This window comes from Xanthomonas sp. NCPPB 3583 (assembly GCF_041475715.2).
Lineage (GTDB): Bacteria > Pseudomonadota > Gammaproteobacteria > Xanthomonadales > Xanthomonadaceae > Xanthomonas > Xanthomonas euvesicatoria.
Genome location: NZ_CM191263.1, coordinates 1544656 through 1556500, shown reverse-complemented (window position 1 = coordinate 1556500; position 11845 = coordinate 1544656). Strand labels below are relative to the sequence as shown.

The following is an 11845-nucleotide window of genomic DNA, read 5'->3' as shown; positions in this document are numbered from 1 at the left end:
CCAATGACGCACGCACCGGCCGATGCTACGACTGCGCAGCTGCTTCGGCGTTAGCGTCGGCCAGCGCGACTGGTCGCGCCAAAGCCTCGACGAATTCCGGCGCCAGCGCCAGCTTGCCGAACCAACCATGCTGGGTGCCGCTGAGCACGCGCAACATGTGCCCGCGCCCGCCCGGCACGCGTCCCATCGGGCGTAGCAGCAGGTCGCGGCCATGTGCCCACAGATCGCGTTCGGACTGGAACAGCGGCGTCAGCCAGCGGCTCCAGCGGTGATAGATCGCCACGTGCGCCTGGCGTTCGCGCTGGTAGCGCTGCAAGGCAGCGTCCAGATCGGCGCCGGCGCGCAAGGCATCGCGCATCGCCAACGCATCCAGCAGCGCCATGTTCACGCCCTGCCCCAACTGCGGGCTCATCGCATGCGCGGCATCGCCTGCAAGCACGAAACGGCCGCGATGCCAGCGCGACACCACCGCATCGCGATAGCTCGCGCGCGCCAGAGCACCATGCACCTGCACCGTGGCAAGCCGCGCATGCGCCTCTGGCCACATCTGCGCCACCTCATCGCGCCAAGCGGCAATGCCGCGCTGTTCCCACGCAACGAAATCGCTGCACGGCAGGCTCCAGAAAAAACTCAGCCGCGGCGTGTCGTCGCCCGGGCGCGTGCCCACCGGCAACAGGCCGATCATCTTGCGTGCGCCGATATAGCGCTGGCGCAATTCGTCCACAAACGGCCAGTCTTCGCGCGGCAGCAGGCACCACAGCGCTCCCCATGGATACACCCGATCCAGCTGCGTTCCCTGTGCCTGCGCACGCAACGTGGAAGCCGAGCCATCGGCGGCGATAATCAGATCGAAGGGGCCATGCCACTTCCCACGTTGATCCTGCACGCGCACGCCCGCGTGATCGATCGCGGTAATCTGCGTATCCACATGCAGTTGCGCGTGCTGCGGCCAGGCCTCGCGCAGCAGCGTAAACAACGCGCCGCGCTGCATGCCCACACCCATCAGGCGCGTATCCAGATCGCGGTACTGCATGTCCATCACCGCGCGCCCGCACGGCGTGTCGCCATACAAGCGGCGCACCGGCGCGCCATGCGCGAGCGCCTGCGGCAGCAAGCCCATGTTCCAGAGCACCTGCAACCCGCTGGGTTGCAGCAGAAAACCGGCGCCCACCGGCCCGGGTGCAGCTGCGCGCTCGAATACCTCCAGCTGATGCCCATCGGCGCCCAGCAGCACGGCCAATGCCTGCCCCGCGGTTCCGTAGCCCACCACTGCAATACGTAATGCTCGTTGCATCGTCCCTGCTCTGTTTGGCTATTGCTGCCCGCGCACAACCGGCGCAAAAAAACCCCGCCGTGGCGGGGTTTTTCAACCGCACAATCGAGTCAGATTACTCGACCGGCGTGATGTTCGAAGCCTGGGCACCCTTGGGGCCCTGGGTCACGTCATAACTGACGCGCTGGCCTTCCTGCAGGCTGCGGAAGCCCTTGGAATTGATCGCGGAGAAGTGCGCGAAGACATCGGCGCTGCCGTCCTCCGGTGAGATGAAGCCAAATCCCTTGGCGTCGTTGAACCACTTGACGGTACCGTTCGGCATGGTGATGCGAGACCTTTGCAATAATTAATGGGTGGTGTACGGCGGTGCGTACGCGCCGAGTATGCAAAGCTTATGCCCCGATGACAATCACCCGCGTGCAAGTTCGCCAATCAGCTCGGGCAGCCCGGACGACGCCGCATCGACGTTGGCCAAGACTTCGGCCATGGTGATTTCCTGCGCGTCGCCACAGCCGGCCGCCCAGTTGGCCACGATCGCCAAACACGCATATTCCAGGCCTTTTTCGCGCGCCAGGCCCGCTTCGGGCATGCCGGTCATGCCCACCAGATCGCAGCCGTCGCGACGCATGCGTGCGATCTCTGCAACCGTTTCCAGTCGTGGTCCCTGCGTTGCGCCGTAGCAGCCGCCGGCCACCAGCGTGACGCCGGTCACCTTGGCTGCCGCAATGACCTTGCTGCGAAACATCGGCGAATACGGATGGCCGAAATCCACATGCTGTACCTCGCTGCCGGGCTCTTCGCAGAAGGTGGACACGCGGCCCCAGGTGTAATCGATCAACTGATCCGGGCACGCCAACACGCGCGGGCCAAACTGTTCGGTGATACCCCCCACGGTGTTGAGCGCCAGCACGCGCGAGGCGCCGATTTGCTGCAATGCAGCGATGTTTGCGCGGTAATTGACCTTGTGCGGCGGCAGCGAGTGGCCTTCGCCATGGCGTGCCAGGAAGGCGACGCGATGGCCGAGCAGCATGCCGACGCGGATCGGCCCGGACGGCGCGCCGTAAGGCGTTTGGATGTCGTGCGACTGCACATCGTCCAGCTGCGCGAGCTTGTAGACACCAGTGCCGCCGATGACGGCCAATGCGATGGAATTTGCGGACACAACCGACCTCTGCAGCGAAAGACATGATGGGGCGCGCAGGCGTGCGCGCCGGGCTGCCCGCAACGATGCGGGCATGGATTTGCAGCGTTACTGCTTCATCGCATAGATGGCAGGAATGCCGCGCAACTGCTCGTTGACGTCCATGCCGAAGCCGAATACGTAACGGTCGGGCACTTCCACGCCCACGTAGTCGGCAGTCACGCCCGGCACGCACCGGTCGTGCCGCTTGACGGTCAACACCGCCACGCGCACGTCAGTGGCGCCCTGCTCCAGGCACCACTGGCGCACGCCCTGCAGCGTGTAACCCTCGTCGAGAATGTCGTCGACCAGGATCACGCGGCGGCCGAACAATGCGGTGGCCGGGCGGTGCTTCCACACCAGTTCGCCGCCGGTGGTTTCGCCGCGGTAACGGGTGGCATGCAGGTAATCGAACTGCAGGTCCTGGCCACGTGCGCCCAGCTCCAGCGCCAGCTGGCCGGAGAACGGCAGCGCACCGTGCATGATGGTGAGATACACCGGCACTTCGCCGGCATAGTCGCGTGCGATCGCATCGGCGATGGTGGCAACGGCGGCATCGATGGCGGGACGGTCGACCAGCAGATCGGCTTGGGCCAGGGCCTGGGAAATGGTGAGCGTGGACATCAGGCAGTTGTTCCGAAATGGGCAGAAGGAGGAGTGGTAAATGAGGCGTCGGTGCCGGCGAGCAGGCCATCCCAGCCTAGTGCGCCGCGGCCGATCAGGCCGATCAATGCAGCGGTATTGAGCCTGCGGCCCTGCACGGCCTGCAGCGATTCGGCGACCAGCTCCGGATGGCACACCAGCACCACGTCGCAGCCGGCATCCAGATGCGCATGCACCCGGCCCGCCACCCCGCCGGCACTGAACGAGGCAGCCATGCCGATGTCATCGGAAAAGACCACGCCGCGGAAGCCCATCTGGCCGCGCAGGATCTGCTCGATCCAGCGCTGCGAATAGCCGGCCGGCTCCGGCGCGACCTGCGGGTAGACCACGTGCGCCATCATCACGGCGTCGGCGCCGGCCTCGATCCCCGCCACGAACGGCACCAGGTCTTCGGCCTGCAGCACCTCCAGCGGCCGTGGGTCGCTGGCGTGATCGACGTGGGTGTCTTCCAGCACGGTGCCGTGGCCGGGAAAATGCTTGAGCGTGGCAGCCATGCCGGCGCCGTGCAGCGCCTGCACATAAGCACGCGTGAAGGTGGCCACGATCTGCGGGTCGTCGCTGAAGGCGCGATCGCCGATGGCGCGGTTGCCGCGCCCCAGGTCCACCACCGGGGCAAAGCTCAGGTCCACGCCGCTGGCGCGGACCTCGCTGGCCATCAACTGCGCATGCGCGCGCGCGGCGGCCAGTGCAGACTCCGGGTCCTGCGCGTACTGCGCACCGAAGCTTTGCAGCGGCGCCAGCGCGCTGAATCCTTCGCGAAACCGCTGCACGCGCCCACCTTCCTGGTCCACGCAGACCAGCACTGGGCGTGGGGCGGCGGCGCGAATGGCAGCCGACAGCTCGGCCACCTGGGTGCGCGAGGCGAAGTTGCGCTTGAACAGCACCACGCCGGCAACCGCATCGTGCTGCAGCCAATCGCGTTCCTGTGCGCTGAGTTCGGTACCGGCAACGCCGATCAGAAGCATGTTGGGGGACTCCCGGGCCAGGCGCCACGGTGGCGCAGCGCGGCATTGTCGCAGATGCGCGTGGCAGCGTCAGATCGCGCATTCAGCTGCGCGACCCTGCGGGCAGGCTTACAGCACCTCGAGGTGGGCGCGCCAATGCGCGGCCTGGGCCTGCACCTGTGCCAGCACTTCGGGGGCCATACCGTCGAGCTGGCGGTACGGCAGCGCCAGGCGTTCGTTGACGCCCAACAGCGGGCGCTGGCGCTGCAGAAAGTCCCAGTACAACGCATTGTACGGGCAGGCGTTCGGCCCGACCCGCAACTTGCGCTGATACCGGCAACCACCGCAGTAATCGCTCATGCGATCGATATAGGCCGCACCGCTGATATACGGCTTGCTACCGAGCAGGCCGCCATCGGCGAACTGGCTCATGCCCACCGTATTGGGCAGCTCCACCCACTCGAAGGCGTCGATATACACGCCCAGGTACCAGCGATGCAGCGCCTGCGGGTCCAGCCCCGCCAGCAGCGCGAAATTACCGATCACCATCAGCCGCTGGATGTGATGCGCATGCGCATTGGCCAACGAATTGCCGATCGCATCTGCCAGGCAGCGCATGCCGATCTGCCCGTCCCAGAACCAGTGTGGCAGCGCTGCATGCTGATCGAGATGATTCGATTCCGCGTAGCCGGGCATCTGCGACCAATACACACCGCGCACGTACTCGCGCCAGCCCAGAATCTGCCGAATGAAGCCTTCCACCGCCGCCAACGGCGCATGCCCTTGCCGCCATGCAACTTCGGCGCGCGCGATCACTTCGCGCGGGTGCAGCATCTTGACGTTGAGCGCGAATGAAAGCAGCGAATGGAACAGGCGCGGGCTACGCGTGCTCATCGCATCTTCGTAGCGGCCGAAATTGGGCAATGCATGCGCGATGAAAGCGTCCAGATGCTGCAAGGCTTCGTCGCGATCCAGCGGCCATGGCAGTGCGTGCGCATTCGGTGCGCCAAAACTGCGCACCCCGGCGGCTTCGATCGTGCGCCACAGCGCGCTGTGGTCGTGGGTCGTGCGCCAATCCTGTGGGGCAGGCGGGTCGCCCGGCCACGGCGCACGGTTGTCGCGATCGAAGTTCCAGCGCCCACCTTCCGGCTCGCCCGCGGCATCGAGCAGGATGCGATGCTGGCGCCGCATGCGCCGATAAAACACTTCCATGCGCCACGGGCTGCCGGCGCGAAAACAGCCGGCGACTTCACTGCGTGCGGTCAAAAAATGTTCGCTGCCGACCATGCGCGTGGCAAAGGGCTGCGCGGCGCTCCAGTGCTGTAGTGCTTCGTCCAGCCGCCATTCGTCCGGGGCCTGGTATTCCAGATGGCCGGCGCGGTAATGCGCCATCAACGCCTCGAGGTTGTGCGGGATCGACTGCCGGTTGCTGGCATTGTCGATGGTCACATAGCGCACCCGATGCCCGGCACGCCGCAGGCCCGCAGCGAACGCGCGCATGGCCGCGAAGATCGCCAGGACCTTCTGCGCGTGATGCAGCACGTAGTCGGTTTCCTGCCGCACTTCCATCAATACATAGACCACGCCTGCATCGCGCGTCGCGAACCAGCTGTGGTGCGGATCGAGCTGGTCGCCCAGAACCAAACGCAGCGTATGGGCCGGCGTTTGTGGGGTGGTTTGCGCGACAAGTGCGCTGGAATCATGCATCAAAGTGACGCCCGATGATGCGGGGCGCATGGGCGCGTCCGTGCCGACGCGGCGCATGGGCATGCCTTGGACCCGAAAAAAACACTCGAATCACCGGCAACGCATGCACCAACGACTGCCATGACCGCGGTATGGACTTGCATCGCACTGCCCTTTAGTTCTGCGCTGCCTGGCACAGCGTCAGTGGCCAGCGCTGTACAGCACATCGCCGGCAGACACGCGCCGGGCCAACGCCATTGCGCTCTGCCATGCGCCCTCCACCTTGCCGCCGGCCAGCCAGTCGCCGCACATGCCCAAGCCCAGCTGCGCATCCCAGACGCAGCCAAGCTGCAATGCCGGGTCGCTGCTGGCAACCTTCCAAAAAAAAGCATCGCAGGACTGCGGCACTGGCAACCCGAGCGCTGCAAGCTCCGGCACCAGGCTGGCGCTGACGTGCCCAGGCATGGCAGCGCACTGCGCCTGGCTCCACTCGGCCGTTGCATGCGCCAGCCAGGTCTCCGCACCCGCACGCGCGGGCTTGCTGGAGTTGCGCGCCACCCAGCGTAACGCGCCGGCATTGACGAACAGCGCATCGTAGCCCGGATCGATGGGCGCATCGAAGTGCGCCATCACCGCCCACGCAGGCTGCATGCGCACCTGCTCGGCAATCGTCGCCAACGCAGGCGCAGCCTGCGCGAGTAACCCAGCCGCACTCGGCGCCGGGACGGCCAGCAACACCGTATCGAACAGATGCTCTGCAGCGGCTTGCGACACCGACAGGCGCCATCCCTGCCGGCTGCGCCGCAGCGCGCGCACCTCGGCACTCAGACGCACATCCAGCTGCGCGGCAAGCGTACGCGCCGGTGCGGTCATCTCGGGCACACCCACATAGCGCATCAGCGCGTGCTGGGATCGGCGCAACTGCGTGCCGTCCCAGCTTGCGATGCGCGCCTGCCAGGGCGCGGCAATACCGGCATCGATCCAGGCATCCACGACCGCTGCAAATGCAGGATCGCGCGCAGTGAAATACTGCGCTCCGTGATCGCATTGCCACTGCTCGGCGCTGTAGTGGCGCATGCGGCCGCCCGGGGTCTGCGCCTGATCGAACACCGTCACTGCATGGCCTTCCATCTGCAGTTGCTGCGCGCAGGCCAACCCGGCCAGCCCGGCGCCGATCACGGCGATCGTCTGCGCGCGGTCGGGCAGTGTCATGCCATCGCGCACGTGCCGGTGCATGCGGCAGGCATGCGGGTCACACCACGCAGCCGTCAGGCCCGCAGGCATCGGGCCCGCCGACGGGCGTCGATTCGGCCGCCAACTGCAGCAGCGCCTGCGCAAAACTTTCCGGCGGTTGCGCGCCCTGGATCAGCGCACGGCCGTCGATCACGAAACTGGGCACTGCACGGATGCCCAACGCGGCGGCCTGCGCTAGCTGCGCTTGCACCTCGACGGTGCCTTCGTCCGATTCCAGCATCGCCTGCACACGCGCCGCCGTAAGGCCACCGGCCTCACCGGCACGCACCAGCGTGTCGAACGCGCCCACGTTTTGGCCTTCGGCAAAATGCGCATGGAACAGCGCTTCCATGACCGCATCCACATCGCCCTCGTGGCTGGCCAGCCAGATCAAACGATGCGCACGCAGGGTGCTGACCTGCACCTGCCCACGGCCGAAATCCAGCGGCAAGCCTTCCGCCTGCGCGGTGGCCTGGGTCTGCGCCAGGATCTGTTCGACGCGTGCCGTACCGCCGAACTTCGACGCCAGGGCCGCGCGCAATGGCGTGGGCTCCAGGCCGGCATCCGGATCAAGCTGGAACGCGTGGTAATGAATGTCCAAGGCCGGCGCCTGCGCGCCAAGTGCCGCAAGGGCGGCCTGGAAACGGCGTTTGCCGATCCAGCACCAGGGGCACACTACGTCGGACCAGATGTCGATGCGCATGAGCTGGGATTCGTTTGTGGGATGGGATTGGGATTTGCAGAGCATAGACGGGATTCTGCAATCGCAAAGCGTTCGCCAGTGCCGAAACCGGGGAGCGATGATCAAGCATTGCAAGGCGGCCTGGCGCCGCGCACTCATCTGTTCTACGCATCAGCGATCCACCTCACGCATCAGGCCTCCAAGGCACCGGGCTGCGTGTCCGCCTTTGCGAGTCCAGATCCCGCATCACAAATCCTCTTTCCACTGCTTGAATGGATGCGAGGCCAGGGCCAGGTTGTAATAGCGCACGTCGTCGGTGACTTCGGTCCCAATCCATTCCGGCGTGGCGAATGCTTCGTCGGAGCGTTCGAGTTCGATCTCGGCCACGATCAGGCCGGCGTTGTCGCCGAGGAATTCGTCCACTTCCCACACATGTCCCTGGTAGGCGACCAGATGCCGGCGTTTGTCGATCAGGCCGCCTACGCACAGCGCCAGCAATGCGCGTGCATCAGCCAGTGGAATCGGATATTCGAACTCCTGCCGCGTATGCCCTACCTCGCGCGATTTTAGATTGAGAAATGCGCTTTCGCCCTGAATCCGCACCCGTACCGAGGCATTTTGCGTGCCACTGCGCAGCGCCGCCTGGTCGTTGATATAGCCCTGCGCCATCGGAATCACCGCATGCGCGGCGTCGCGCCAGCCATCGCCGGTAACCAGGAATTTGCGTTCGATTTCTACAGGCATGGGAATCGGGAATCGAGAGTCGGGAATGGCAAAAGCATAAGCCGTTCGCCGTTACGATTCCCGATTGCCTCCTCCTGATTCACCGCCTCTCAAACACCGCAATGCTTTCCACGTGCGCGGTGTGCGGGAACATGTCCATCGCGCCTGCCGAAACCAGCGTGAAGCCCTGCTCGTTGACCAGATAGCCGGCGTCGCGCGCCAGCGAGCCCGGGTGGCAGCTCACATAGACGATGCGATCGAACGTTTTCAACGGCAGCTGCTGCAGCACTTCCAGGGCGCCGGAGCGCGGCGGGTCCAGCAGCAGCTTGTCGAAGCCCTGGCGCATCCAGGGTGCGCTGCGCTGATCCTGGGTCAGGTCGGCGGCGTGGAACTGCGCATTGTCCAGGCCATTGCGCTGGGCGTTCTCTTTGGCCCGTGCCACAAGTCCGGCGTCGCCTTCCACCCCCACCACCTCACGCACCACGCGCGCCAGCGGCAGGGTGAAGTTGCCCAGGCCGCAGAACAGGTCCAGCACGCGGTCGTCGGGCTTGGCCTCCAGCAGCGCAACCGCATGGGCGATCATCTTCTGATTGAGCGACGCGTTGACTTGAATGAAATCCAGCGGCCGGAACGCCAGTTCCACCTCCCACTGCGGCAAGCGGAACGATAGCGGCACGTCCTGCGGCCACAGCGGATGCACGCTGTCCACCCCGCCGGGCTGCAGGAAAATCGCAAAGCCGTGCTCCTGGGCAAAGGCGACCCAGGCCTGGCGATCGCGCTCGCTGAGCGGCTGCATATGCCGAATGGTCAAGGCCACCGCATCGTCGCCGGCGATGAATTCGATCTGCGGAATGTCGCGCTTGCCGTCCATGCCTTCGATCAGCGCGGCAAGCAAGGGGATCTTCTCGCCGATCTGCGGAATCACCGTGTAGCAGACCGACAGATCGGCCACGAACCGCGGGTCCAGCTCACGAAAGCCGACCAAGGTCTTGTCCTTCTTCTCGACGCGACGCACCGAGAACCTGCCCTTGCGCCGATACCACCAGTTGTCGCCGGTCAGCGCAGGCAGCACGGCTTGCGGAGTGACGTGACCGATACGTTCCAGGTTGTCCATCAGCACGCGCTGTTTGGCCACGATCTGCTGCGACTCCTCCAGATGCTGCAACACGCAGCCCGCGCAGACGCCAAAGTGCGGGCAGCGCGGGGTGACCCGCTGCGGCGATGCCTCCAGCACCTCCACGGTCTTGGCCTCATCGAAATGCCGGCTACGGGCGGTGGGTTCGGCGCGTACCAGCTCGCCCGGCAAGGCGCCGCTGATGAAGGTGACCTTGCCGCCCTCGCCGTCGCGGCGGGCGACCCCGCGGCCGTCATGGCTCAGGTCGGTGACCGCGGTCTGGAAGGGGGTACGGTCGAGACGGTTTCGGGTTCTGGCCACGTGGCGGCAAGCTGCGGGCAAAAAGGGTGCGTATTGTCGCAGATGCGACCGACGGAGGCCGCGCCGGTCAGCGCAACAATTGTCGCGCCCCGCAAACACAGGCAAACTTCCGCTGCGCGCGACAAATCAGGACGCGGCATCGCTGACAAGGAGGCAGCATGAACATGGCCACACGCCAGGAACCCCACCCACGCCTACTGCTGGTGGAAGACGACCCGATCAGCCGCGGGTTCTTGCAGGCTGTGCTTGAAAGTCTTCCGGCCACGGTCGACTGTGCCGATTCCCTTTCTTCCGCACTCGACCGCGCGCGCGAACGTCGCCACGACCTCTGGCTGATCGACGTCAATCTCCCCGATGGCACCGGTAGCGGGCTACTGCGTGCATTGCGCCTGCTGCACCCGGACGTGCCGGCACTGGCGCACACCGCCGACGCGACCATGTCGATGCAGCACAGCCTGCAGTCCGACGGGTTCCTGGAAATGCTGGTCAAACCACTGACCTCCGAGCGCCTGCTGCAGGCGGTGCGGCGCGGCCTGGCACGCGGTCGCTATAGCGTGGCCCCGGTGGGCGTGCTGGACATCGCCGCCAGCGACTGGGACGAGACCGCTGCGCTGAGCGCGCTCAACGGCCAGCAGCATCATCTCAATGCCCTGCGCGAGCTGTTCCTGGCCGAGCTGCCGGGCACCCGGGATGCGGTGGATTCGGCCTTGCAGATCAGCGACGAACAGGCACTGCGCAGCCATCTTCATCGGTTGCAGGCCAGCTGTGGCTTCGTCGGCGCGGCGCGGCTTGCCGGCGCAGTGCGCCTGCTGCGCGGCGACCCGCACTCGCGGACCGCACGCACCCAATTCCACGCGGCGGTGGCTGCATTGCTGCATTGAGCGAATCGAGCGCAGCACCTCCTTGCCAGACGAGGTGTGCCGGACGCCGGCGCCGGTGCGCTTCCGGCTCGCCGCCGCGGTCGATGCACCGTCGTCCTGCCGATCAAGCTGCGTATGGCAGGTAGCACCGGCTCCAGTTGCTGGCGTTTGACTGCCTGGATGATCTACAGCTCGACGCAGGGCGTATGCAGTTGCTGCTCGCCCGGTCCATGTCGGTGACGAGAGTAGCGCTCGTGGTCGAGGGCAGGCGAAGGGCTTTCTAAACCGACGGGCACGGGTGCTGCCTGCCGGTTTTCCGAGCGCCCGCTTCGCTCAATTCGCTGCTGGCTCGTGGGATGGCCGGTCGCTGCTGGACTTTTGTCCAGCGCTATCACGCATGGGCCTCCAGCACTCCGCGCCATCAACGACGGCGCGCCAGGTCCTCGAGCATTTCCCAGGATTTCAGACCACGCCCGCCCAGATGGTGCAGCAGTACCCCGCGCATGCTGCGCCGCAGGCCTGGCATGTCGTCGGCATCCGGCATGACGTCTTCGCCCAGCGCCAGCAGCGCCGCACCGGTGACGGTTTCGCGGCGGTCCTGGGCTAGCCGTTCGCTCAACACGCGCAAGGCGCCCTCCTGCGGATCCAGCCGATACCGCGCCGCCGGGTCGATCGGCTGCCCGTCGCTGTCATGCTGCAGATCGAAGGCGAACCCCAGCCCGTCCAGCACGTCGCGCTCGAACCGGCGCAGCCCCCACGCCAACGGCAGAGCGGACGCCAGGTAGGTACGTGCCTGCGCATAACAGGCATAAAGTTCAGGCACCGGATCGTTACGCGGGGCCAGGCGCAGCAGCAATTCGCTGATATAGAAACCGGCCAGCATGGTGTCGCCGACCAGCCGCGGCGCGGTGTCCAGCGCTTCGGCCTGGCGCAGCTGGGCCAGCTCGCCGCGCTGCACGGCACTGAACTGGATCAGCTGCAAAGGCTGCAAGGCCGCGCGCAGCGCCTGCTTGCGCGGCCCCTGCACACCGCGCGCCAGCAGTCCCACCCGCCCGTGCTGCTCGGTCAGCACTTCCACCAGCAGGCTGGTCTCGCGCCAGGCCCGTACGTGCAAGACGAACCCGCGCTCGTGCTCGATCAGCATGGGGGGAAGAGCCGGGACCGGG

Annotated in this window: 12 protein-coding genes; 1 reads left to right on the top strand and 11 read right to left on the bottom strand. The window is 66.1% G+C overall.

Annotated features, from left to right (window positions below; genetic code table 11):
• Positions 1 to 25: 25 nt before the first annotated feature.
• From ACCQ07_RS06925 to rlmD, 10 genes are all read right to left on the bottom strand, one after another.
• Positions 26 to 1294: an FAD-dependent oxidoreductase gene (locus ACCQ07_RS06925; protein WP_014089695.1), complete on the bottom strand. Its 1269-nt coding sequence runs from the start codon at positions 1292 to 1294 to the stop codon at positions 26 to 28.
• Positions 1295 to 1388: 94 nt separating this feature from the next.
• Positions 1389 to 1595: a transcription antiterminator/RNA stability regulator CspE gene (gene cspE / locus ACCQ07_RS06920; RefSeq protein WP_003488188.1), complete on the bottom strand. Its 207-nt coding sequence runs from the start codon at positions 1593 to 1595 to the stop codon at positions 1389 to 1391.
• An 87-nt stretch (positions 1596 to 1682) separates the two neighbouring features.
• A complete protein-coding gene (locus tag ACCQ07_RS06915; RefSeq protein WP_003488190.1) occupies positions 1683 to 2435 on the bottom strand; it encodes an S-methyl-5'-thioinosine phosphorylase in 753 nt (250 codons plus the stop codon).
• Positions 2436 to 2522: 87 nt separating this feature from the next.
• The gene (locus ACCQ07_RS06910; protein WP_003488192.1) at positions 2523 to 3077 is read right to left on the bottom strand and encodes a hypoxanthine-guanine phosphoribosyltransferase; all 555 of its coding nucleotides are present in this window, start codon (positions 3075 to 3077) and stop codon (positions 2523 to 2525) included.
• The gene (gene nagZ, locus ACCQ07_RS06905) at positions 3077 to 4081 is read right to left on the bottom strand and encodes a beta-N-acetylhexosaminidase (protein ID WP_029818974.1); all 1005 of its coding nucleotides are present in this window, start codon (positions 4079 to 4081) and stop codon (positions 3077 to 3079) included. The genes ACCQ07_RS06910 and nagZ overlap by 1 nt, the downstream gene beginning before the upstream one ends.
• 108 nt (positions 4082 to 4189) lie before the next feature.
• Complete coding sequence (locus ACCQ07_RS06900; protein WP_372363931.1) at positions 4190 to 5830, bottom strand: cryptochrome/photolyase family protein; 1641 nt, start codon at positions 5828 to 5830, stop codon at positions 4190 to 4192.
• Between the two features lie 117 nt (positions 5831 to 5947).
• A complete protein-coding gene (locus tag ACCQ07_RS06895) occupies positions 5948 to 6982 on the bottom strand; it encodes an NAD(P)/FAD-dependent oxidoreductase (RefSeq protein ID WP_372363930.1) in 1035 nt (344 codons plus the stop codon).
• A 16-nt stretch (positions 6983 to 6998) separates the two neighbouring features.
• Complete coding sequence (locus ACCQ07_RS06890) at positions 6999 to 7682, bottom strand: DsbA family oxidoreductase (protein ID WP_039416709.1); 684 nt, start codon at positions 7680 to 7682, stop codon at positions 6999 to 7001.
• A gap of 225 nt (positions 7683 to 7907) precedes the next feature.
• The gene (locus ACCQ07_RS06885; protein WP_011346823.1) at positions 7908 to 8405 is read right to left on the bottom strand and encodes a CYTH domain-containing protein; all 498 of its coding nucleotides are present in this window, start codon (positions 8403 to 8405) and stop codon (positions 7908 to 7910) included.
• A 79-nt stretch (positions 8406 to 8484) separates the two neighbouring features.
• Positions 8485 to 9819, bottom strand: a complete 1335-nt coding sequence (gene rlmD / locus ACCQ07_RS06880) for a 23S rRNA (uracil(1939)-C(5))-methyltransferase RlmD (protein WP_372363929.1) — start codon at positions 9817 to 9819, stop codon at positions 8485 to 8487.
• 158 nt (positions 9820 to 9977) lie between these two features.
• Here rlmD and ACCQ07_RS06875 point away from each other — a divergent pair, with 158 nt between their 5' ends.
• Positions 9978 to 10700 carry an Hpt domain-containing response regulator gene (locus ACCQ07_RS06875; protein ID WP_008574276.1) on the top strand — a complete coding sequence of 241 codons (723 nt, stop codon included), beginning with the start codon at positions 9978 to 9980 and terminating at the stop codon, positions 10698 to 10700.
• 400 nt (positions 10701 to 11100) lie between these two features.
• Here ACCQ07_RS06875 and recO read toward each other — a convergent pair whose 3' ends face one another.
• Positions 11101 to 11823, bottom strand: a complete 723-nt coding sequence (gene recO, locus ACCQ07_RS06870) for a DNA repair protein RecO (protein ID WP_372363928.1) — start codon at positions 11821 to 11823, stop codon at positions 11101 to 11103.
• Positions 11824 to 11845 lie beyond the last annotated feature (22 nt).